This window comes from Methylobacterium sp. WL1 (genome assembly GCF_008000895.1).
GTDB lineage: Bacteria > Pseudomonadota > Alphaproteobacteria > Rhizobiales > Beijerinckiaceae > Methylobacterium.
In genome coordinates this window covers 5,445,162-5,467,680 of the sequence record NZ_CP042823.1, presented here as the reverse complement: position 1 = coordinate 5,467,680, position 22,519 = coordinate 5,445,162, and the positions used below count along the sequence as shown (strand labels likewise).

Sequence of the window (22,519 nt, the reverse complement as noted above, 5' to 3'; positions counted from 1 at the left end):
CGAACGATCTCCCGTCTCGGGTTGCGGAGCGCCGCCGAGATCCTCCGGGCGGCGCGGTGGCATCTCCATCGCGCGTTTTGTGCTTTGCAAAAATGCCCCGCCACGCAAGAACGCCCTTGCAGGGATGCAAGGAGGCGGGCGTGTCGCTCGACTGGGACGAGTTCCGCTTCGTGAAAGCCGTCGCCGAGCGGGGCGGCCTGACCGCGGCCGCGATGCAGCTCGGGATCAATCATTCCACGGCGTTCCGGCGCCTCGGTTCGATCGAGGCCCGGCTCGACGTGCGCCTGTTCGAGCGCCTGCGCACCGGCTACGTGCCGACCCCGGCCGGCGTGGCGATGATCGAGGCGGCCGGCCGGATCGAGACCGACGTGACCCGGTTCTCCCGCACGGTCGCCGGCCAAGGGCAGACGCCCTCCGGGGAGTTGCGCGTGACGGCGCCGGTGAACTTCGCGACCGGGATCCTGATGCCGATCCTGGCGTCGTTCTGCGCACGCTACCCGGAGATCCGTATCGACCTGATCCTGGCCGAGGAAGCGCTGAACCTATCGCGCCGGGACGCCGACGTGGCGATCCGCGCGAGCCGGAGCCCGAGCGAGTCCCTGGTCGGGCGCCGTCTCACCGGTCTCGCTTGGGCCATCTACGGACGCGCCGGGCAGACCTATGGCGATCTCGCCGACGAAGCCTGGGTGGTTCCAGGTTCGACGGTGGGGGGCGGCCTGTTCGCATCCTTCCTCCAGACGCGGGCACCGCCGGAGAAAGTTCGCCTGCGGATCAACACGGTGACGGGGCTGAAGGAAGCGGTGACGACCGGACTGGGGATCGGGCCGCTGCCGTGTTTCGAGGCGGATACCGATCCCGCCCTGCGCCGGCTCTCCGGCCCACACCCGGAGATCGGGGCGGACCTCTGGGTTCTGACCCACCCCGACCTGCGCCATGCCGGACGGGTCCGGGCCTTCATGGAGCATCTCGCCGAGGCGATCCTGCCGCTCCGGGCCCGCTTCGAGGGCCGGTAAGGTTCAGGCGCGGATCTCGACGACCTCGACTTCGCTGCCGTTGACCTCGACCACGTCACCCACGCTCTTGCCGGTGATCGCCTGAGCGAGCGGGGCCACGTAGGAGATCGAGCCCTTGTGCGGGTCGGCCTCGTCCTCGCCGACGATGCGGAAGGTCTGCTTCGTCTCTTTCCCGGATTCGTCCTCGCGCAGGATCGTGACGGTAGCGCCGAAATGCACCGTCTGGCCGTCGATCGGCTCGACCACCTGCGCGGTGTTCTTGCGGGCGAGCCAGTACCGCAGATCCCGCCCGATCCGGGAATCCTCCGCCTTGTCGGCGTGATCCAGGGTGCCGAGTTCCCGCTCCAGACGCGCGACCTCGGCCTCGATCTGCGTCAGGCCGTCCGGCGTGACGAAGTTCGTGTGCGGCGAGATGGGACGGTCGGGCAGATTCTCGAAGGCTTCCCCGCCCTCGGGCTCTTTGACGAATGCTACGCTCATAAGAGATGCAATGCGGCGGGAACGGCAAGGGTTCCAGGCGAAGCTTCAGCCGACCTCCACCACGGTCCGCCCGCGGATCCGGCCGGCCAGGATCTCCGGCCCGAGCCGGCCGACCTCCTCCAGGCTGACCCGGCGCGTCATGCTGGCGAGCGTGTCGAGATCAAGGTCCCGGGCCAGGCGCGCCCAGGCCGCGCGGCGCTTCGCCTGCGGGGTGGTGACGCTGTTGATCCCGAGGAGCGAGACGCCGCGCAGGATGAACGGCGCCACGGAGGTCGGCAGGTCCATGCCTTGGGCCAGCCCGCAGGCCGCGACTGCGCCGTCGGAGCGGGTCTGGGCCAGCACGTTGGCCAGGGTGGTGGAGCCGACCGCGTCGATGCCGGCCGCCCACCGCTCCTTGCCCAGCGGCTTGCCGGGCTTGGACAGTTCCGTGCGGTCGAGGATCTCGGCGGCGCCGAGGCCCTTGAGGTAATCGGCCTCGCCGTCCCGCCCCGTGGAGGCGATCACGTGCCAGCCGGCCCGCGCCAGGAGCGCCACCGCCACCGATCCGACACCGCCCGACGCCCCGGTGACGATCGCCGGCCCGTGCGCCGGCGTCAGCCCGTGGGCGTCGAGGGCCATCCGGGCCAGCATCGCGGTGTAACCGGCCGTACCGATCGCCATGGCCTGTTCGGAGCTGAGCCCCTCGGGCAGCGGCACCAGCCAGTCGCCCTTGACCCGGGCACGCTGCGCATAGGCGCCGAGATGCGTCTCGCCGACACCCCAGCCGGTGAGGACCACGGCGTCGCCGGGCTTGTACTCCGGGTGATCCGAGGTCTCGACCACCCCGGAGAAATCGATCCCCGGGATCATGGGGAAGCGGCGCACCACCGGTGATGTCCCGGTGAGGGCGAGCCCGTCCTTGTAGTTGAGGGTCGAGTGGGTCACCCGGACGGTGACGTCACCGTCCATCAGCTCGGACTCGTCGACATCGCGGAACGCGAGGCTCTGCCCAGCCTCGCCCTTGTCGACCACCCAGGCCTTGAACGTCCCCATCGTCACCTCCCGTCTATCCACGGTTAGGTGTCGCCGGGATGCCCGGAATCAAGGCAGCCCCGTCAAACGCCGAGGCCTCGTCCCGGGGGCGCGCTCCAGGACGAGGGCGTCGATCGACCGATCAGTAGCCGTCGTAGCGGCTGCCCGTGGAGAAGCCGAGGCCGACGCCGATATCGGCGGAGCTCGCACCGGTGATGCCGACGGCATCCGGGATCGAGCCGACCAAGGGACCGCCATAGGCGGCTGAGCGGTAGCCACCCGCATAACCGCCGTACCCGCCGCCGGCCGGCACCCAGCCGGAGCGGGCCGGCGCCACCAGGACGCGCCGGCTGACGGTGGCGTATTCCGGCGGGATGGTCTCGGGGATCGACTGCGCGGGCCGCACGAGGACGGTCCGGCTGCGCACGGCGAAGCGCGGCGGCGTATCGATCCAGCAGCCGATCAGCTCGCCGCCGGGGCCGCGGCTCGTCTGCCAGACGCGGCCGCCGGGGGCGACCATCACGCGCTCGGACACGGTGTCGTAGACCGGCGGCGTGGTGCGATAGACCGTGCGTGGCGGCCGGACCAGCACGTTCTCCTGCACGGTATCGAAGACCGGCGGGGTCGTGACGTGGCGGTAGCATGCGGAGCCGTAGCAGCCGCCGGCCTGCGCGGGGGCTGCGAACAGCAGGCCGCCGAAGGCGGCGGCGAGAAGGGTGGAGCGTGCGACCGGCGCGGTCATGGAAGTCCTCTGGTACGCGGTACGGGCGAGATGCTGCGCAAAGGCGGCGCTGGTCTCGACGCACTACAGGCCAGAGTCGTTGCCCGACTCGCAAGCAGAGTTCGGAATGAAGGTAAAATTAACCCTCGGTTTGGACTGCTTAGCGATCCACTACCTAGGTAAGATGCGATCGAAGATCGGTGCTAATCCTTAACGCTGCCCCAGAAGCGGCGCCACGGGGTCCGGCAGCGGCTCGCCCCGAGCCTGATCAGCGCTCCACCAGCCCATTGCGCCTCAGTATGAGGGCGAGGACCGGCATTCCGGCCGACAGACCCTCACGTCTGCCCAGGCTTGAGCTGGTAAAAAATGTGCCGCCCGATGACGTCCATCTTGCGCAGGCGGCGCGCCCAGCCCGGCCGCACGTAGTCGGCGTGATAGTGGGTCGCCGCCCCGACCTCGGCGAGGTAGGTCCGGCCCTCGATCACCGAGCGGGCGATCCGGGTGGCGGATTCCCATGCGCCCGCGTCGGTGATGCGCAGGGACTTGCCCTCGCAGGCGAAGGAGAACTGGCAGCCCATGTAGTGGTGCCGGTTCTGGTAGACGACGCCGCAGACGCTGCTCGGATAGAGGCCGCTCTTCACGCGGTTCAACACCACCTGAGCCACGGCGGCCCGGCCGGCCTCGGATTCGCTTCGGGCCTCGAAATAGACCGCCTCCGACAGGCAGCGCTGCTCCTTGTCGAGGGATTCCGGGTCGATCAGGTCGGCGTAGCGCCGGCTGGCATCCTCAGGGACCGACTGAAGGATCCCGGGTCGCTCGGGGCGGATCGCGAAGTCGGGCAGCGCCAGGCTTGCGGCCGCCACCTCGATCGGGATCGCGTCCGCGGGCGCAGGTGTGGTCGACGACAGGGCGACCGCCCGGGGTACCGGCGGGGTCGAGCCGTCGTAGCGGCGCTCGGTTTCGCCATCCCCGGTCAGGTCGGCGCTGCTCTCGCCCGTGGAGGCGGCGCTGCCGGACCCCGTGGTCAAGCCGAGATCGGGCACCGGCACGAAGCCGGCCTCCGGCTCGGCCTCCGGATCCCAGACCGCCGAACCCGCGCTCAGCACGCCGCTGACGCTGCCGGTCACGTCGCCGAACACCAGGGCGGCCCCGGTCTCGCGCAAGGCGGCGGCGCGGCTGGCGAAACTCGCGGCCGGCGGCCGGAACGGGTCACCCTTGGTCTGGCGTTGCACAACCGGGAAGACGTGGGCGCCGGTCTTGAACACGCCCTGGAGTGGCTCGTCGGCGCTGCGCCGCAGGGCGGACCCGATCAGCGCGGTGCCGGGCGGCAGGGCCGGCACCGTGAAGGCGTCGATCGCCCCGAGCCGGCTCGAGCCGATGGCGTTCTCGGTTCCGGCATCGGCCGTGAACGAGACCAGCAGGCCGAGCCCCGCCATCCAGGGCGTCAGGGCGGCCGAGAGCCAGCGCAGGCTCGATTCCCGTCGTCCTCGTCTCACGCCCACGGCTACAGACCTGTCTTACTCAACCCCATCCGCGATCCCGCCCACCGATGACGGCGGTTCCGGTGCGGTCCGGGATTTATCCGCCGGCATGGTTGAGGTCGGGTTAAGCGCGACTTTGGACGCACACCCGAATGGGGACGGCATTCCGACCCGCGCCCCCTCAACCGCGGGGCGTTTCGATCCACCCCGTCCAATCCTCGGCCCTGCCGCTGTCGAGACGCCGCCGGGCCAGCTCCCGCCAAGACGGCGACAGCGCAGCGAGATCGGCGATGCCCACGAGGGCATCGCGATCCAGCCGGTCCACGTAGAAGACGCGCAGAAGCCGGGCGAGCGGCCAGACCGGATGCGGACGTTCGATCAGGCGCAGGCGATCACCCGGCACAATCATCCCCGGTTCGGCGATGCGGGAGTACCAGCCGGTCCGCCCGCTCGCCTGGACCCGGTGGGCCATGTCGGCGATGGCGAAGCGGTGATTGAGCTTCCAGCAGGGCTGCAGGGCCTGGCTGACTTGCAGCAGGGCCGAACCGGCGCGCCACAGGTCGCCGACGCAGATGTGGCGTTCGGTCAGGCCGGACGTCGACAGGTTCTCGCCAAAGGCACCGGGCCGCACGAGGAGCGACGGCTCCGCCTCCGGCAGTTCCAGCCGACAGCCGATGTAATGATCGAACGCGTACTGGTGCACGGCCTTCTCGGGACCGCCGTGATGGCGCCGGTCTGCTTGCTTGTCGCCGTCGCGCCTTCCGCCACCGCCGCGGTCTGACCCTCAAAGCGCTGGCGGCCGCCGCCGGCACCCACAAGGGGCACCCGTCCCGGATCGAGCGCGGCGAGAAAGCGCCCTCGGTCGGGACGCTGGAGGCGATCGCCCAGGCGCTCGGTACCCAGATGGCGGAACTGTTCGGGAAATCGGCCGCCGCCGACTTGGCGGTAGCCGACCGCCTCATCGCGCTGGGGGCGGGCGATTGCGCACCTACGATGGCAGCCTGCCCCATCGCTTGCGCGGAAACGGCGCGCAGGTGGCGTCCGTGCTGATCTTCGTGGCCGGCTGATCGAAGCCGGCAAAAGAAAGGGCGGCCTCTCGGCCGCCCCTCCTTGCGTCTGCGCTCCCGTACCGATCACTCGGCGGCGGGCGGCAGGCCTTCCATCGGATCCGCGGCGCTGCCGGCCTGCTTCTGCTGCAGGATCATCGCGTCGCGACGGCGCGCCACAGCGCGGATGTCGGCCACCATCGAGCCCGTGCCCGCCGGGATGAGCGAGCCGACGATGACGTTCTCCTTGAGGCCTTCCAGATGGTCGACCTTGCCGTTGACCGCCGCCTCGGTGAGCACCCGGGTCGTCTCCTGGAACGAGGCCGCCGAGATGAACGACTTCGTCTGTAGGGACGCCTTGGTGATGCCGAGCAGGACGGGGACGCCCTGGATCGGCTTCTTGCCCTCGGCGAGCAGCTTCTCGTTGAACTCGGTCAGCTCCGTGCGGTCGATCTGGTCGCCCGCCAGGATGTCCGAGTCGCCGCCGTCGGTCACTTCGACCTTCTGCAGCATCTGCCGGACGATCACCTCGATGTGCTTGTCGTTGATCGACACGCCCTGGAGCCGGTAGACCTCCTGGATCTCGTTGACGAGGTAGGCCGCGAGTTCCTCCACGCCCTTGATCGCCAGGATGTCGTGCGGCGCCGGGTTTCCGTCGACGATGTAGTCGCCGAGCTCCACCACGTCGCCGTCCTGCAGGTGGATGTGCTTGCCCTTCGGGATCAAGTATTCCACCGCCTCCGAGCCGTCATGCGGCGTCAGCGTGAGCCGGCGCTTGTTCTTGTAGTCGCGGCCGAACGCGATGGTGCCCGACTTCTCGGCGATGATCGCCGCGTCCTTCGGGCGCCGTGCCTCGAACAGCTCCGCCACCCGCGGCAGACCGCCGGTGATGTCGCGGGTCTTGGCCGAGTCGGTCGAGACGCGGGCCAGGATGTCGCCGGCCTGCACCTTGCCGCCCGGATCGAAGCCGATGATGGCGTCGACGGGCAGGAAGTAGCGGGCATCCGAGCCGCGCGGCAGCTTCACGGGCTTTCCGTCCCGGTCCACCACCACCATGGCGGGCTTCAAGTCCGAGGTCCGGGCAGAACCGCGCCAGTCGACGACGACGCGCTTGGCGATGCCGGTCGATTCGTCGGTTGTCTCGGTCATGGACTGGCCATCGACCAGATCCTCGTAGGCCACGATGCCGTCGACCTCGGTGAGGATCGGACGGGTGTAGGGGTCCCACTCGGCGATCCGCTGGCCGCGCTTGATCTTGTCGCCCTCGTCGACCCGGAGCTTGGCGCCGTACTGCAGGCGGTGGACCGCCCGCTCGACCCCGTCCGACCCGACGATCACGACCGCCACGTTCCGGCCGGTGGCGATCAAGTCGCCATCGGTGTTCTTGGCGATCGCGCGGTTGCGGATCTTGATCGTGCCCTCGAAGCTCGACTCGATGAACGACGAGTCGGCGATCTGCGCCGCACCACCGATGTGGAAGGTGCGCATGGTGAGCTGGGTGCCCGGCTCGCCGATCGACTGCGCCGCGATGACGCCGACTGCCTCGCCCATGTTGACGGGCGTGCCGCGGGCGAGATCGCGCCCGTAGCAGGTGGCGCAGACGCCGCTCCGTGTGGCGCAGACCAGCACGGAGCGGATTTTCACCTCCTGGATGCCCGCAGCCTGGATGGCCGGCAGGTGCCGCTCCTCGATGGTCTCGCCGGTCTTCACGATCACCGTGCCGTCGGCCGAGACCAGATCTTCGGCCGTGGCGCGGCCGAGGATGCGGGTCGCCAGCGTCGCCACGACCTGGCCGGCATCCACGATGGCGCGCATCTTGATGCCGTTGGTCGTGCCGCAATCGACCTCGCGGATGACCGCGTCCTGAGCCACGTCGACGAGGCGGCGGGTCAGGTAGCCGGAGTTGGCGGTCTTCAGGGCGGTGTCGGCGAGGCCCTTACGGGCACCATGCGTGGAGTTGAAGTACTCCAGCACGTCCAGACCTTCCTTGAAGTTCGAGATGATCGGCGTCTCGATGATCTCGCCCGACGGCTTGGCCATCAGGCCGCGCATGGCGGCGAGCTGCTTCATCTGGGCGGGCGAACCACGGGCGCCCGAGTGGCTCATCATGTAGATCGAGTTGACCTGCTTGTCGGCGCCGTTCTCGTCCTTCTGGACGCTCGAGATGCGGTTCATCATCTCGGCGGCCAGCTTGTCCGAGCACTTGGCCCAGGCATCCACGACCTTGTTGTACTTCTCGCCCTGGGTGATCAGGCCGTCGTTGTACTGCTGCTCGTAGTCCTTCACGAGCGTGCGCGTGGTGTCGACGATCGACCACTTGTTGTCCGGCACGACCATGTCGTCCTTGCCGAACGAGATGCCGGCCTTGAACGCGTGGTTGAAGCCGAGGCCCATGATCCGATCACAGAAGATCACCGACTCCTTCTGACCGCAGTGGCGGTAGACGGTGTCGATCATCGCCGAGATCTCCTTCTTGGTCATCAGCTTGTTGACGACGTCGTAGGGAACCTTGGCGTGCTTCGGCAGCGCGCCGGACAGGATCACCCGGCCGGGCGTGGTGTCGTAGGTCTTGGTCAGCGGCTCGCCGTCCGGGCCGATACCGGTCCAGCGCCACTTGATCTTGGTGTGCAGCGACACGGTCTTGGCCGCGAGCGCATGCTCCAGCTCGCCCATGTCCCCGAAGACGCCCTGCATCGGGTTCTTGGGATTGTCCGGATTGAACGCCCCCTTCGAGCCCTCGGCCACGATCGACAGGTAGTAGAGGCCGAGCACGATATCCTGCGACGGCACGATGATCGGCTGACCGTTGGCCGGGTGCAGGATGTTGTTGGTCGACATCATCAGGACGCGGGCTTCCAGCTGCGCCTCGAGCGACAGCGGAACGTGCACGGCCATCTGGTCGCCGTCGAAGTCGGCGTTGAACGCGGCGCAGACCAGCGGGTGCAGCTGGATCGCCTTGCCCTCGATTAGCTTCGGCTCGAAGGCCTGGATGCCGAGGCGGTGCAGGGTCGGCGCGCGGTTCAGCATCACCGGGTGCTCGCGGATCACCTCATCGAGGATGTCCCAGACCTCCGGCTTCTCCTTCTCGACCAGCTTCTTCGCCTGCTTCACCGTTGCGGAGAAGCCCTTGGCGTCCAGCCGCGCGTAGATGAACGGCTTGAACAGCTCGAGCGCCATCTTCTTCGGCAGGCCGCACTGGTGCAGCTTCAGCTCGGGGCCGACCACGATGACCGAACGACCCGAGTAATCGACGCGCTTGCCGAGCAGGTTCTGGCGGAACCGGCCCTGCTTGCCCTTCAGCATGTCGGCGAGCGACTTCAGCGGGCGCTTGTTGGCACCCGTGATGACCCGGCCGCGGCGGCCGTTGTCGAACAGCGCGTCCACCGCCTCCTGCAGCATCCGCTTCTCGTTGCGGATGATGATGTCGGGGGCGCGCAGTTCGATCAGCCGCTTCAGGCGGTTGTTGCGGTTGATGACGCGGCGGTAGAGGTCGTTCAGGTCGGAGGTGGCGAAGCGGCCGCCATCCAGCGGGACCAGCGGGCGCAGGTCCGGCGGGATCACCGGGACGACGGTGAGGATCATCCACTCCGGCTTGTTGCCGGACATCTGGAACGCCTCGATGATCTTGAGGCGCTTCAGGAGCTTCTTCGGCTTCAGCTCCGAGGTGGTGACCGCGATCTCCTCGCGCAGATCGTTGGCGATCTTGTCGAGGTCGAGTTCCTGAAGGATCCGGCGGATGGCCTCGGCGCCGATCATGGCGGTGAAGCTGTCCTCGCCGTACTCCTCCTGGGCGCGCAGGTACTCCTCCTCCGACAGGAGCTGACGCTCCTTGAGGGGGGTGAGGCCCGGCTCGATGACGCAGTAGGACTCGAAGTACAGGATCCGCTCGAGGTCCTTGAGGGCCATGTCGAGCAGGAGGCCGATGCGCGAGGGCAGCGACTTCAGGAACCAGATATGGGCGACCGGGGCGGCCAGCTCGATATGGCCCATGCGGTCGCGCCGGACGCGCGCCAGCGTCACCTCGACGCCGCACTTCTCACAGATGACGCCCTTGTACTTCATGCGCTTGTACTTGCCGCACAAGCACTCGTAATCCTTGATCGGCCCGAAGATGCGCGCGCAGAACAGGCCGTCGCGCTCGGGCTTGAAGGTCCGGTAGTTGATGGTCTCGGGCTTCTTGATCTCACCGTACGACCAGGAGAGGATCTTCTCCGGCGACGAGATCGAAATCTTGATCTGATCGAAGCTGACCGGTGTGGCCTGCTGGTTGAAAAGGTTCATGACCTCTTGGTTCATGATCCGCTCCTTGTTGACGCCGATCGCCCCGCGCCGGGCCATCGTGTCCTGAAAAAGATCCGGCGCCGCGCCCCGTTCGAGCGCCGCTGGCCGTCGTCATGGGAGGCCCCGCCCCTCCCCGCTCGACCGTGGCGGCCCGACGCCGCCACGGGAGGTTGTCGTGCGACCGCCGCTACTCGGCGGCGTCGGCCGGCGGCTCGAGCTGGTCGTTCGCGGCCTTCTTGGAGGACGTCAGCTCGACGTTGAGGCCGAGCGAGCGCATCTCCTTGACGAGCACGTTGAACGATTCCGGGATGCCGGCCTCGAAGGTGTCGTCGCCGCGGACGATCGCCTCGTAGACCTTGGTGCGGCCGGCCACGTCGTCCGACTTAACCGTGAGCATCTCCTGCAGCGTGTAGGCCGCGCCGTAGGCCTCCAGCGCCCAGACCTCCATCTCGCCGAAGCGCTGACCGCCGAACTGCGCCTTGCCGCCCAGCGGCTGCTGGGTGACGAGCGAGTACGGGCCGATCGACCGGGCGTGGATCTTGTCGTCCACCAGGTGGTGCAGCTTCAGCATGTAGATGTAGCCCATCGTCACCTTGCGGTCGAAGGGCTCGCCGGACCGCCCGTCGTAGAGCGTCGACTGCGCCGAGCGGTCGAGGCCGGCCATCTCGAGCATCTGTTCGATGTCGGCCTCCTTGGCACCGTTGAACACCGGAGTGGCCATCGGCACGCCGCGACGGACGTTGTTGCCGGCCTCGGCCAGCTCCTCGTCGGTCAGGCCATCGAGTTCACCCGGGGAGTAGATCGCCTCCATCTCTTGACGCAGCGGCGCGATGTCGTGCGACTTCAGATAGGCATCCACCGCCTTGGACACCTTGCGACCCAGGCCCGCAGCCGCCCAGCCCAGGTGCGTCTCCAGGATCTGGCCGACGTTCATGCGCGAGGGCACGCCCAGCGGGTTGAGCACGATGTCGGCATGGGTCCCGTCCTCCAGGAACGGCATGTCCTCGATCGGCACGATCCGCGACACGACACCCTTGTTGCCGTGCCGACCGGCCATCTTGTCGCCCGGCTGGATCTTGCGCTTCACCGCCACGAAGACCTTGACCATCTTCATGACGCCGGGGGGCAGCTCGTCGCCGCGCTGCAGCTTCTCGACCTTGTCGAGGAAGCGCTGCTCGAGGCGCTTCTTCGACTCGTCGTACTGCTTCTGCATCGCCTCCATCTCGGTCATGAGACGGTCCTCGATGACGGCGAACTGCCACCATTGCGAGCGCGGGTAGTCGTTGATCAGCTCACGGGTGAGCGTGGTGTCCTTCTTGAAGCCCTTCGGGCCGGCCACCGGCGCCTGACCGATCAGCACGTCCGCCAGGCGGGCGTAGGTGTTGCGGTCGAGGATCGCCTGCTCGTCGTCGCGATCCTTGGCGAGCCGCTCGATCTCCTCGCGCTCGATCGCCTGGGCGCGCTCGTCCTTGTCGACGCCGTGGCGGTTGAACACCCGGACCTCGACGATCGTGCCCGTGACGCCCGGCGGCACCCGCAGGGAGGTGTCGCGCACGTCCGAGGCCTTCTCGCCGAAGATGGCGCGCAGGAGCTTCTCCTCCGGCGTCATCGGGCTTTCACCCTTCGGGGTGATCTTGCCGACCAGGATGTCGCCGGCATTCACCTCGGCACCGATGTAGACGATGCCGGCCTCGTCGAGGTTCTTCAGCGCCTCCTCGGAGACGTTCGGGATGTCGCGGGTGATTTCCTCCGGCCCGAGCTTGGTGTCGCGGGCCATCACCTCGAACTCCTCGATGTGGATCGAGGTGAACACGTCATCCTTCACGATCCGCTCGGAGAGCAGGATCGAGTCTTCGAAGTTGTAGCCGTTCCACGGCATGAACGCGACGAGCACGTTCCGGCCGAGCGCCAGCTCGCCGAACTCGGTCGAGGGACCGTCGGCGATGATCTCGCCCTTCTTCACCGGCTCGCCGACGCGGACCAGCGGCTTCTGCGTGATGCAGGTCGACTGGTTGGAGCGCTGGAACTTCTGCAGGCGGTAGATGTCGACGCCCGGCTTGGTGGCGTCGGCCTCCTCGGTGGCCCGGATGACGATACGGGTGGCGTCCACCTGATCGACGATGCCGGAGCGGCGCGCCGCGATAGCGGCACCGGAATCGCGGGCGACCACCGCCTCCATGCCGGTTCCGACGAACGGTGCGTCGGCGCGGACCAGCGGCACGGCCTGCCGCTGCATGTTCGAGCCCATGAGGGCGCGGTTGGCGTCGTCGTTCTCGAGGAACGGGATCAGGGCCGCGGCCACCGAGACGAGCTGCTTGGGCGAGACGTCCATGAGATCGACGCGCTCGGGACCGACGACGATCACGTCGCCGGCGCGGCGGCAGACCACGAGGTCCTCCGTCAGCTTCTTGTTCTCGTCCATCTGGGCGTTGGCCTGGGCGACGTAGTACTTCGCCTCCTCCATGGCCGAGAGGTAGGCGACCTCATTGGTGACCACGCCGTCGCGCACGCGGCGGAACGGGGTCTCGATGAAGCCGTACTTGTTCACCCGGGCGAAGGTCGCCAGCGAGTTGATCAGACCGATGTTCGGGCCTTCCGGCGTCTCGATCGGGCAGATGCGGCCGTAATGCGTCGGGTGCACGTCGCGCACCTCGAAGCCGGCGCGCTCGCGGGTCAGACCGCCTGGGCCGAGCGCCGACAGGCGGCGCTTGTGCGTCACCTCGGAGAGCGGGTTGGTCTGATCCATGAACTGCGAGAGCTGCGACGAGCCGAAGAACTCGCGCACCGCCGCCGCCGCGGGCTTCGCGTTGATGAGGTCCTGCGGCATCACCGTGTCGATATCGACCTGGCTCATGCGCTCGCGGATCGCGCGCTCCATGCGGAGCAGCCCGAGGCGGTACTGGTTCTCCATCAGCTCGCCGACCGAGCGCACCCGGCGGTTGCCGAGGTGATCGATGTCGTCGATCTCGCCCTTGCCGTCGCGCAGCTCGACCAGCGCCTTGACGACCGCGAGCATGTCCTCCTTGCGGAGGGTGCGGACGGTGTCGGCAGCGTCGAGGTCGAGACGCATGTTCATCTTCACGCGGCCGACCGCGGAGAGGTCGTAGCGCTCGGAATCGAAGAACAGGGAGTGGAACATCGCCTCGGCGGTGTCGAGGGTCGGCGGCTCGCCCGGGCGCATGACCCGGTAGATGTCGAACAGCGCGCCTTCGCGGTTGGAGTTCTTGTCCACCGCCAGCGTGTTTCGGATGTAGGGGCCGACATTGACGTGGTCGATGTCGAGCACCGGCAGCTCGATGATGCCGACCTCGTCGAGGCTCTTCAGGAGCTTCTCGGAGATCTCCTCGCCGGCCTCGGCCCAGATCTCACCGGTCTCGGTGTTGACCAGGTCCTCGGCGATGTACTGGCCGACCAGATCCTCGTCGGTCGCCTTGAGGTACTTGGTGCCCTTGTCGGTGATCTGACGGGCGTTGCGGGCGTTGAGCTTCTTGCCGGCCTCGAGCACGACCTCGCCGGAATCGGCGTCGATCAGGTCGACCGTGGCCTTCATGCCCTTCATCCGCTCGGGGTCGAACGGCACGCGCCACTCGGCGCCGTCGCGGTCGTAGACCACGCGGTTGTAGAAGGTCGACAGGATCTCTTCGCCGTCCAGTCCGAGCGCGTAGAGCAGCGACGTTGCCGGCAGCTTGCGCTTCCGGTCGATACGGACGTGCACGATGTCCTTGGCGTCGAACTCGACGTCGAGCCAGGAGCCGCGATACGGGATGATGCGGGCGGCGAACAGGAGCTTGCCCGACGAGTGGGTCTTCCCCTTGTCGTGGTCGAAGAACACGCCCGGCGAGCGGTGCATCTGCGAGACGATGACGCGCTCGGTGCCGTTGACGATGAAGGTGCCGTTCTCCGTCATCAGGGGCATGTCGCCCATGTAGACGTCCTGCTCCTTGATGTCCTTGACCGACTTGGCCTGGGTGTCCGGATCGACATCGAACACGATCAGCCGCAGGGTCACCTTCAGCGGGGCCGCGAAGGTGATGCCGCGCTGGCGGCACTCGTCGACGTCGTATTTCGGCTGCTCGAAGGTGTAGCGCACGAACTCGAGCAGGGCCGTCGCGGCGAAGTCCGAGATCGGGAACACCGACTTGAACACGCTTTGGAGGCCCTCGTCACCGCGGCCGCCCTCCGGCTCGTCGACCATGAGGAACTGGTCGTAGGATGCCTTCTGAACCTCGATGAGGTTCGGCATCTCGGCGACTTCCTTGATCTTGCCGAAGAACTTCCGAATGCGCTTGCGACCGACCAGCGTGTTGGCCATGTGAACTCGCTCCATCCCGCGTGCCTCGCGCCCGGGGAAGCGTTCCCGAAAGGGACCTCCCGCGCCGGGCCGTAACGCGCGCCCCGCCGGACCGCGCCACCGAACCGAATCTCTCTGGCCCGTTTTCAGGGCCCTCCGCCGAAGCGGCCTAAAGCCCGCGGGTGCTGCACCCGCGGGCTCCAGTCACGATAGGCCCAGGACGGGCCTCCGTGGGGTGATGGGCCGGATATGGCCCATCGTCGACTTACTTGAGCTCGACCTTGGCGCCGGCCTTCTCGAGCTGGGCCTTGAGCTTCTCGGCCTCGTCCTTGGTGACGCTCTCCTTGACCGGCTTCGGAGCGCCCTCGACGAGGTCCTTGGCCTCCTTGAGGCCGAGGCCGGTGATCGCGCGGACCTCCTTGATGACCTCGATCTTCTTGTCGCCAGCGGCGGCGAGCACGACCGTGAACTCGGTCTGCTCCTCGACGGCGGCAGCGGCGCCACCGGCGGCCGGGCCGGCAGCGACGGCGACGGCGGCGGCAGCCGAGACGCCCCACTTCTCTTCGAGCATCTTGGCCAGGTCGGCGGCCTCGAGAACGGTCAGCGAGGACAGGTCGTCGACGAGCTTGGCAAGATCAGCCATTATCAATTCCTCTCAGATATCGGTTCGAACGATGGGTTTTTGAAGGGCCTCAAGCGGCCTCGTCCTTGGTGGCATAGGCCCCGAACACGCGGGCGAGCTTGGCCGCCGGCGCATTGACGACCTGAGCGATCTTGGTCGCGGGCGCCTGTACCAGGCCCACGATCTTGGCGCGCAGTTCGTCGAGGGACGGGAGCGAGGCGAGGGCCTTCACGCCGTCCGGGTTCAGGGTTGTCTTCCCCATCGCGCCGCCAAGGATCACGAGTTTGTCGTTCGTCTTGGCGAAATCGACCGCGACCTTCGCGGCTGCGACCGGGTCGCCGGAATAGGCGAGCAGGGTCGGGCCCTTCAGGAGCGGCTTGATGGAGGCGACGTCCGTACCATCGAGTGCGATGCCGGCGAGGCTGTTCTTGGCGACCTTCACGGTGGCGCCGGCCTGCTTCATCTGCGAACGCAGCTTCTGCATGTCGGCGACCGTGAGGCCCTTGTAGTGGGCCACGACGACGACGGCGCTCTGATTGAACACGCCGTTGAGCGTCGAGACGAGGTCAGCTTTAGCTGTCCGGTCCACTGGGCTCTCTCCGGTTGGCGGAACCCGAAATCGGGTCCGCCGGTTGCACATGCCGCCCGGACGTCGTCTCGGCCTTCAAGAGACCGGGAACGTCCGAACGACGCTTCGCGGCCCTGTCCCCGCACGTGCCCGTGAGGGCCGTTTCGGGTGAGTTGGTTCAAACCGACACCCCTCCGCGGCACATGCCGAAGCGAGGCTTTTCCTAAGTTCGGTCTTCCCCGTCTGTGCAGGTTGGGCGTGGATTAAGCCGGCGAACCGGCACCTGCAGTCTCGGACAGGACATAGCCGGACAAGGCTCCGCGGGGCTCGTCGCCCTCAGGATCCTGCCGGCTATTGCCACCCGGTTGCCCGGGCGACATTTCATGCGGAAACCGGCCGATTGGCCGTCTCCTTCCGTGAGGATGAAATGCGTAAGGCGCGGTGTATAGAGGCTAGCAAGCCACCTGCCAAGGGCTGAAGCGCGACTTTTCCGCCGCAGGCAAGGGCCGGAGCGAAGAATTCGCTCGGGACGCCGGGCATCCGTCGATCCCGGCCTGCGGCATTCTCGAGAGGGGGCCCGACGTCCCGCCCTCGATCGATGATCCGCAGGGTGCCGATTCGATCGCGTCGCACCGCATCGACGATCACGAGACGCCGGTCAAAGGCGATGAGCCGAAGGCTGCGTCTCAGGCCGTCGCGAGCCCGCCCAATATTCGTCATTGCGGAAAACCGTTCGCAAGGCACGCGGAACCGGCGGACGAACCCGATCGACCGTCCGGGGCCGTCCGGCCCGATCGGGTCGCAGAGCGCATCAGAGCCGGCTAACGCCCCGCCTGCAGCGCGTCCCCCAAGGCTCACGGCCGGCCTTAGCCGGCGCACATGCCGCGGGCGGCGCCGTTTGCGGGCTAGGCCGCCTCCCGCTCCGGTGCCAGCTTGCGCCGGGCATTCTCCCACCACGAGCGCCGCCGTGCATCCTCGGCCTCCGCGGCTTTGGCCGCGTAGAACGAGGCGTTGTGCTCGCCCCGCAGGGCCTCGCGGGTGAAGCGGATCAGGTGATGGGCAACGAAGCCCATGTTGAACACCGCCTCGATCTGCCCGCGCTTGAGCGCGTAGCCGGCGGCGCTCCAGAACGGCCTTCGGTAATCCGAGAGCAGACCGACCCGCGTGATGATGTTGAACCCGAGGATGAGGCCGCGGCGCAGGTTCGTGAAGGTCAGCTTGCCCTTGGTCGGAGTCTTGATCCGGTTCGGGTAGGTGGTCTGGCACTGGTGCTTGAACCGGGAGAAGAGCTGATCCGGCTCGTAGGCGTGGGCGATCGCCCGGCGCCAGCTCGACACGACGGTGTCGTGCGGGCGCTTGAACAGGACGTTCGATTCCAGCGCCGCATCGTGGACCAGACGCCCCTCGCGCTCAAGCCGATCCCACAGCGGGGTCTTGGGCAGGGCCTGGAGCAGGTTGATGGTCAGGACGGGAATCGCCGACTTGTCGATGAAGTCGATCAGGTTCTGCTCGGACTTGTCGCTGTCGGTATCGAGCCCCAGGATGATGCCCGAGGTGACTTCGAGCCCGTAGGAGTTGAGCGTCTCGATCGCCTCGTACATCGGCACGGCGGCGTTGTGGGTCTTGTCGATCCCCTTGAGCGCGTCCGCCTCGGGGGTCTCGATCCCGACGAACACGGTCATGAAGTTGGCCTGGCGCATCAGCTCGAGGATCTCGGGCTGCTTGGCCATGTTCAGCGTCGCCTCGCAGGCGAATTGCAGCGGGTAGTCGTTCTTCTTCTGCCACGCCACGAGATGGGGCAGCATCTCGCGGGTCGCCTTGCGGTTGGCGATGAAGTTGTCGTCCACGAAGTAGACCACCGCCGGGTGCCCGGGCTGGCTGATGATCGCGTCCAGCTCTGCGCACATCTGCTCCGGGGTCTTCAGCCGGGGCTGGCGGCCGTAGAGCTGCGGGATGTCGCAGAACTCGCAGCGATACGGGCAGCCGGACGAGAATTGCAGCGAGCCGATCAGGTAGCGCTTGAGCGGCGCCGCCTCGTAGGCCGGGGCCGGGAAGTCCGACAGTGCGAGCCGTTCACCGGTCTCGAACACAACCTGCTGGGTCGGACGGGCGACGTCGACGTCGAGCCGCTCGATCAGCCGGTCGGTGGCGTCGCCGATCTCGCCGACATGGAGATAATCGAAGTCCGGATATTTCTCCCGGGCACCGGACACCGAGGGGCCGCCAAGCGCCGCGACCTTGCCGGCGGCGTGGGCGCGCCGGCCGATGTCGTGGATCTGGCCCTCCTGGATGTGCATCCCCGAGACGAACACCGCGTCGGCCCAGGCGAAGTCCTGGGCGGAGGCGCGCCGGATGTTCTCGTCGATGAAGCGGTATTCCCAGCTCTCGGGCATGTAGGCCGCGATCACCAGGAGGCCCTGCGGGGGCATGAACGCCTTGACGCCCCCCATCAGCGGGTAGGCGTGCGAGAATGTGCCGAACGAGGGCGTGTAGGCGGGAAAGACGCAGAGGATGCGTCGGCGGGTCGTGACGGAGACTGTGCTGCGCATGGGGCCTATCTAGCACAGCCGCGCGGGATGGCGCCCCCTTCCATGTTGAGAATGACGTGAAGGACAGTGCGAAAAAGCCGCTGCGCGGCAGGTCCCATGCTGGATCCCAGCCCAGGCTCCGCCGCGCACCACCGACCCGGGACAGGGGCGCGTTTTCTCCAGCCCGGGGCTGGGTGCCGGGGCATGCAACGCAAAACGCCCGGCCGTTTCCGGCCGGGCGCTTCTGGAGCGGTTGGTTTGAGGCTCAGCCTCAGGCGGTCAGGACCGTGTTCGGCTCGACCTTTACGCCCGGGCCCATCGTCGAGGTGACGGCGATGCGCTGGACGTAGGTGCCCTTGGCGCCCGCCGGCTTGGCCTTGGCGACCGCGTCGGCGAAGGCCTTGATGTTCTCGACGAGCTTGTCGGCATCGAACGAGACCTTGCCCACGCCGGCATGGACGATGCCGGCCTTCTCGACGCGGAACTCCACCGAGCCGCCCTTGGCGCCGGCCACGGCGCTCTTCACGTCCATGGTGACGGTGCCGACCTTGGGGTTCGGCATCAGGCCGCGCGGGCCCAGCACCTTACCGAGACGACCGACCAGCGGCATCATGTCCGGGGTGGCGATGCAGCGATCGAACTCGATCTTGCCGCTCTGGACGATCTCCAGGAGATCCTCGGCGCCGACGATGTCGGCCCCCGCCGCCTTGGCGTCGTCCGCCTTGGCGCCGCGGGCGAAGACCGCCACGCGGACCGTCCGGCCGGAGCCGTTCGGCAGGTTGCAGACGCCGCGGACCATCTGGTCGGCGTGGCGCGGATCGACGCCGAGATTCATCGAGACCTCGACGGTCTCGTCGAACTTCGCGGTCGCCCGCTCCTTGACCAGCTTGATCGCCTCGTCGAGCGGGTAGAGCTTGGTCACCTCGATGCCCTCGCGGGCCGCGCGGATGCGCTTTCCTTCGCGTGCCATGATGTCCTCCCTCAGGCCGTGATTTCGAGGCCCATGGCCCGGGCAGAGCCGCGGATCATGGCGACGGCCGCTTCGACCGAGTCGCAATTGAGGTCGGGCATCTTCTTCTCGGCGATCTCGCGCAGCTGCGCCTCGGAGATCTTGCCGACAACCGGGCCCTTACCGGGGGTCTTCGAGCCGGAAGCCGGCTTCTTGCCGATCTTCAGGCCGACGGCCTTCTTGAGGAAGAAGGTGACCGGCGGCTGCTTCATCTCGAAGGTGAAGGAGCGGTCCTGATACGCGGTGATGATCACCGGGATCGGGGTGCCCTTCTCCATCTGCGCGGTCTTCGCATTGAAGGCCTTGCAGAACTCCATGATGTTGAGGCCGCGCTGACCGAGCGCGGGACCGATCGGGGGCGACGGGTTCGCCGCGCCGGCCGGGACCTGAAGCTTCACGTAGCCCGTGATCTTCTTCGCCATGGGATACCTCCCAAACTGCGTCCGCCGCCGGGCTGCCTAGGCGCGGGCGGGTCGGACGATGACAGGTCGCGGTGCGATCCGTGGATCCCGGAGGCGAGGCCGGGCGGATCTTCCGCGGGTGAGACCGCCCCTTTGGAGGGTACGGCCGCTTCACGGCCGAGGCGGAACGCCGGCCGGAAGAGGAGGGACGGCCGAAAACCGGCCGCCGAAAACGTGCGTGCCTCAGGCCTTCTCGACCTGGGCGTATTCCAGCTCCACCGGCGTGGCGCGGCCGAAGATCGACACGGCCACCTTGAGGCGGGAGCGGGCCTCGTCGATCTCTTCGACGGTGCCGTTGAAGCTCGCGAACGGACCGTCGGCGACCCGAACGGTCTCGCCGATCTCGAACGCGATCGACGGCTTGGGCCGATCAACGCCCTCGGCAACCTGGCCCTTGATCCGCTCGGCCTCGGCGTCAGGAATCGGAACCGGCTTCGACTTGTCGGCCCCGAGGAAGCCCGTGACCTTCGGGGTGTTCTTGATGAGGTGGTAGACCTCGTCGGTCAGGTCGCACTTCACCAGCACGTAGCCGGGGAAGAACTTGCGCTCGGCATCGACCTTCCGGCCGCGGCGCACCTCGACGACCTTCTCGGTCGGGACCATCACCTCGTCGAACAGCTCGGTCAGCCCGCGCTGGGCCGCCTGGTCCTTAATGGACTGCGCGACCTTGTTCTCGAAGTTCGAGTAGGCGTGGACGATGTACCAGCGCTTCGACACGGTTCCGTTCAACTCCGACACGTCCGCGAGGTCTCCCCCGATCGATATTGCCCCTCAGAGGCCGAGCACGAGGCCGACCACGAAGCGCAGGGCCTGGTCGACCACCGTAAAGAACAGGCTGGTGACCACGACCATCACGAACACCATGATGGTGGTGATCGTGGTTTCCCGGCGGGACGGCCAGGTGACCTTGCGGGCCTCGTCGCGGACCTGGGAGAAGAACTCGCCGGGCGTCGCGCGCTTCTGCGGCACCTTGGCGGGCGTGGCCGGGCGGGCCGGCGGCGTGTTCGCGGGACCGCGAGCCGCGCCGCGCGCCACATCCACCTTCTTGGTCGCTTCGTTCGATGCCATGGCGCCAGTGTTTTTTGCGAGCGCGGGCCCGAGGCAGGGCCTGCTTCCGGGAACGCGAACATCCGGCGCCGAGAGCCTGGGCAGGCCCGCACCGACGGTCGCTTCAGATCTCGGATTGCGCCCGCTCTAGCGCAACTCCGCCGGCTTGTCGACCGGGCGACCGCGCGGGGTTGGGTGAGATGTCTGGCAGGAGTGGAGGGACTCGAACCCGCAACCTCCGGTTTTGGAGACCGGCGCTCTGACCAGTTGAGCTACACTCCTAGCGTTCCGCCAAATGCCCGATCGCGGCGTCGCTTGCAAGAGGTTTGCGGCCGGTTCCTGAGGACTTTCAGGGGGCTGCAGCCCGAAAGCGGCGTCGCGGGTGGGTTCGGGCCTGCGGGAGCCCGACATGGCGGCGCCGGCCTCCGTGGGGACGGAGGCCGGCGCCGATCCGATCACGCGCGGCAGCGGCCCGATGACGGGCCGGGCCGAACGGGATCTCAGCCCGGGGTCTCAGTCGTTGATGGCGGCGACGACGCCGGCACCGACGGTGCGGCCGCCCTCGCGGATGGCGAAGCGAAGCTTCTCCTCCATGGCCACCGGCACGATCAGCGTGACGTCCATGGTCACGTTGTCGCCCGGCATCACCATCTCGGTGCCCTCCGGCAGCTCGCACACCCCGGTCACGTCCGTGGTCCGGAAGTAGAATTGCGGCCGGTAGTTGGTGAAGAACGGCGTGTGGCGGCCGCCCTCCTCCTTGGTCAGGATGTACGCCTCGGCCTTGAACTTGGTGTGCGGCTTCACCGAACCCGGCTTGCACACGACCTGGCCGCGCTCCACGTCCTCGCGCTTGGTGCCGCGCAGCAGCACGCCGACGTTGTCGCCCGCCTGGCCCTGGTCGAGCAGCTTGCGGAACATCTCCACGCCGGTCACCGTCGTGGTCGTGGTCGCCCGGATGCCGACGATCTCCACCGTCTCGCCGACCTTGACGATCCCGCGCTCGACGCGACCCGTCACCACCGTGCCGCGGCCCGAGATCGAGAACACGTCCTCGATCGGCATCAGGAACGGCAGGTCGATCGGACGCTCCGGCTGCGGGATGTAGGCATCCACCGTCGCCATCAGCGCCAGCACCGCCTCCTTGCCGATCTTGGGCTCCTTGTCCTCCAGCGCCATCAGCGCCGAGCCCTTGGTGATCGGGATGTCGTCGCCCGGGAAGTCGTACTTCGACAGAAGCTCGCGCACCTCCAGCTCGACCAGCTCCAGGAGCTCCTCGTCGTCGACCATGTCGACCTTGTTCAGGAACACCACCAGCGCCGGCACGCCGACCTGGCGGGCGAGCAGGATGTGCTCGCGGGTCTGCGGCATCGGGCCGTCGGCCGCCGACACCACCAGGATCGCGCCGTCCATCTGGGCGGCGCCCGTGATCATGTTCTTCACGTAGTCGGCGTGGCCGGGGCAGTCGACGTGCGCGTAGTGCCGGTTGGCCGTCTCGTACTCCACGTGCGCGGTCGAGATCGTGATCCCGCGCGCCTTCTCCTCCGGGGCCTTGTCGATCTGGTCGTAGGCCGTGAACGTCGCACCGCCCGTCTCAGCCAGCACCTTCGTGATCGCCGCCGTCAGCGACGTCTTGCCGTGATCGACGTGACCGATCGTGCCGATGTTGCAGTGCGGCTTGGTGCGAGCGAACTTTTCCTTGCCCATGATTCCCATTCCTGCGGCGGGGACCACGCTGTTCCCCGGATCCTGGACGGCCGCCCCGAACGCGGAAGCGGGGCGAAAAACGCGGTTCGCTTAGAGGGTCGGCCGCTTGCGATCAAGGTCCGGCGCGCACGGGACCCTCGGGACGACGACGTCTGTCAAGCGCCGAACCGCCACATTGGGCGGCGTGAATATTGATGCCCACCACTTCCGGTGGACACTTTCGAGACACAGTGTGGCCCGCAGGGCATAGCGGACC

Annotated in this window: 16 protein-coding genes, 1 tRNA gene and 1 pseudogene; 1 reads left to right on the top strand and 17 read right to left on the bottom strand. The window is 67.7% G+C overall.

The features are described 5' to 3' along the window. The first annotated feature begins 140 nt into the window (after positions 1-140). Positions 141-1,013, top strand: a complete 873-nt coding sequence (locus FVA80_RS26680) for a LysR family transcriptional regulator (protein WP_187193520.1) — start codon at positions 141-143, stop codon at positions 1,011-1,013. Positions 1,014-1,016: 3 nt separating this feature from the next. Here FVA80_RS26680 and greA read toward each other — a convergent pair whose 3' ends face one another. The 17 genes and pseudogenes from greA to tuf form a co-directional block, all read right to left on the bottom strand. Beyond that, positions 1,017-1,493, bottom strand: coding sequence for a transcription elongation factor GreA (greA, locus tag FVA80_RS26675; protein WP_147908992.1), 477 nt, complete (start codon positions 1,491-1,493; stop codon positions 1,017-1,019). A 45-nt stretch (positions 1,494-1,538) separates the two neighbouring features. Beyond that, the gene (locus FVA80_RS26670; RefSeq protein WP_147908993.1) at positions 1,539-2,525 is read right to left on the bottom strand and encodes an MDR family oxidoreductase; all 987 of its coding nucleotides are present in this window, start codon (positions 2,523-2,525) and stop codon (positions 1,539-1,541) included. Positions 2,526-2,646: 121 nt separating this feature from the next. Next, complete coding sequence (locus FVA80_RS26665; RefSeq protein ID WP_147908994.1) at positions 2,647-3,246, bottom strand: hypothetical protein; 600 nt, start codon at positions 3,244-3,246, stop codon at positions 2,647-2,649. A gap of 314 nt (positions 3,247-3,560) precedes the next feature. Then, entirely contained in the window at positions 3,561-4,661 is a 1,101-nt protein-coding gene (locus FVA80_RS26660) for a cell wall hydrolase (RefSeq protein WP_147909002.1), read from the bottom strand. A gap of 226 nt (positions 4,662-4,887) precedes the next feature. After that, positions 4,888-5,115, bottom strand: a complete 228-nt coding sequence (locus tag FVA80_RS32075; protein ID WP_281407073.1) for a 3-alpha domain-containing protein — start codon at positions 5,113-5,115, stop codon at positions 4,888-4,890. Then, positions 5,104-5,430: pseudogene (locus FVA80_RS32070) on the bottom strand (MOSC domain-containing protein); the annotation flags it as partial. The pseudogene FVA80_RS32070 and the gene FVA80_RS32075, both read right to left, overlap by 12 nt. 409 nt (positions 5,431-5,839) lie before the next feature. Continuing rightward, positions 5,840-10,048, bottom strand: coding sequence for a DNA-directed RNA polymerase subunit beta' (gene rpoC / locus FVA80_RS26645; protein WP_147908996.1), 4,209 nt, complete (start codon positions 10,046-10,048; stop codon positions 5,840-5,842). A 172-nt stretch (positions 10,049-10,220) separates the two neighbouring features. After that, positions 10,221-14,345 carry a DNA-directed RNA polymerase subunit beta gene (rpoB, locus tag FVA80_RS26640; RefSeq protein ID WP_147908997.1) on the bottom strand — a complete coding sequence of 1,375 codons (4,125 nt, stop codon included), beginning with the start codon at positions 14,343-14,345 and terminating at the stop codon, positions 10,221-10,223. A gap of 244 nt (positions 14,346-14,589) precedes the next feature. Further along, entirely contained in the window at positions 14,590-14,967 is a 378-nt protein-coding gene (gene rplL / locus FVA80_RS26635) for a 50S ribosomal protein L7/L12 (protein WP_147897404.1), read from the bottom strand. Between the two features lie 49 nt (positions 14,968-15,016). Beyond that, positions 15,017-15,535, bottom strand: a complete 519-nt coding sequence (gene rplJ, locus FVA80_RS26630) for a 50S ribosomal protein L10 (protein WP_007566048.1) — start codon at positions 15,533-15,535, stop codon at positions 15,017-15,019. A gap of 884 nt (positions 15,536-16,419) precedes the next feature. Next, on the bottom strand, positions 16,420-18,063 hold the full coding sequence (locus FVA80_RS26625) for a DUF4070 domain-containing protein (RefSeq protein ID WP_147908998.1): 1,644 nt from the start codon (positions 18,061-18,063) through the stop codon (positions 16,420-16,422). Positions 18,064-18,313: 250 nt separating this feature from the next. Further along, complete coding sequence (rplA, locus tag FVA80_RS26620; protein WP_007566052.1) at positions 18,314-19,012, bottom strand: 50S ribosomal protein L1; 699 nt, start codon at positions 19,010-19,012, stop codon at positions 18,314-18,316. Between the two features lie 11 nt (positions 19,013-19,023). Beyond that, positions 19,024-19,473: a 50S ribosomal protein L11 gene (gene rplK, locus FVA80_RS26615; RefSeq protein ID WP_147908999.1), complete on the bottom strand. Its 450-nt coding sequence runs from the start codon at positions 19,471-19,473 to the stop codon at positions 19,024-19,026. Between the two features lie 222 nt (positions 19,474-19,695). Continuing rightward, entirely contained in the window at positions 19,696-20,229 is a 534-nt protein-coding gene (gene nusG / locus FVA80_RS26610) for a transcription termination/antitermination protein NusG (RefSeq protein ID WP_007566056.1), read from the bottom strand. Between the two features lie 54 nt (positions 20,230-20,283). Continuing rightward, positions 20,284-20,580: a preprotein translocase subunit SecE gene (gene secE / locus FVA80_RS26605; protein WP_147897407.1), complete on the bottom strand. Its 297-nt coding sequence runs from the start codon at positions 20,578-20,580 to the stop codon at positions 20,284-20,286. Positions 20,581-20,764: 184 nt separating this feature from the next. Beyond that, positions 20,765-20,841, bottom strand: a tRNA-Trp gene (locus FVA80_RS26600). Between the two features lie 231 nt (positions 20,842-21,072). Continuing rightward, entirely contained in the window at positions 21,073-22,263 is a 1,191-nt protein-coding gene (gene tuf / locus FVA80_RS26595) for an elongation factor Tu (RefSeq protein ID WP_147853161.1), read from the bottom strand. Positions 22,264-22,519 lie beyond the last annotated feature (256 nt).

What these genes read in the sequence shown, in the direction of transcription:
- greA (WP_147908992.1), bottom strand. Translation starts at nt 1,493, where the DNA reads ATGAGCGTAGCATTCGTCAAAGAGCCCGAGGGCGGGGAAGCCTTCGAG.
- FVA80_RS26670 (WP_147908993.1), bottom strand. Translation starts at nt 2,525, where the DNA reads ATGGGGACGTTCAAGGCCTGGGTGGTCGACAAGGGCGAGGCTGGGCAG.
- FVA80_RS26665 (WP_147908994.1), bottom strand. Translation starts at nt 3,246, where the DNA reads ATGACCGCGCCGGTCGCACGCTCCACCCTTCTCGCCGCCGCCTTCGGC.
- FVA80_RS26660 (WP_147909002.1), bottom strand. Translation starts at nt 4,661, where the DNA reads ATGGCGGGGCTCGGCCTGCTGGTCTCGTTCACGGCCGATGCCGGAACC.
- FVA80_RS32075 (WP_281407073.1), bottom strand. Translation starts at nt 5,115, where the DNA reads ATGATTGTGCCGGGTGATCGCCTGCGCCTGATCGAACGTCCGCATCCG.
- rpoC (WP_147908996.1), bottom strand. Translation starts at nt 10,048, where the DNA reads ATGAACCAAGAGGTCATGAACCTTTTCAACCAGCAGGCCACACCGGTC.
- rpoB (WP_147908997.1), bottom strand. Translation starts at nt 14,345, where the DNA reads ATGGCCAACACGCTGGTCGGTCGCAAGCGCATTCGGAAGTTCTTCGGC.
- rplL (WP_147897404.1), bottom strand. Translation starts at nt 14,967, where the DNA reads ATGGCTGATCTTGCCAAGCTCGTCGACGACCTGTCCTCGCTGACCGTT.
- FVA80_RS26625 (WP_147908998.1), bottom strand. Translation starts at nt 18,063, where the DNA reads ATGCGCAGCACAGTCTCCGTCACGACCCGCCGACGCATCCTCTGCGTC.
- rplA (WP_007566052.1), bottom strand. Translation starts at nt 19,012, where the DNA reads ATGGCACGCGAAGGAAAGCGCATCCGCGCGGCCCGCGAGGGCATCGAG.
- rplK (WP_147908999.1), bottom strand. Translation starts at nt 19,473, where the DNA reads ATGGCGAAGAAGATCACGGGCTACGTGAAGCTTCAGGTCCCGGCCGGC.
- secE (WP_147897407.1), bottom strand. Translation starts at nt 20,580, where the DNA reads ATGGCATCGAACGAAGCGACCAAGAAGGTGGATGTGGCGCGCGGCGCG.
- tuf (WP_147853161.1), bottom strand. Translation starts at nt 22,263, where the DNA reads ATGGGCAAGGAAAAGTTCGCTCGCACCAAGCCGCACTGCAACATCGGC.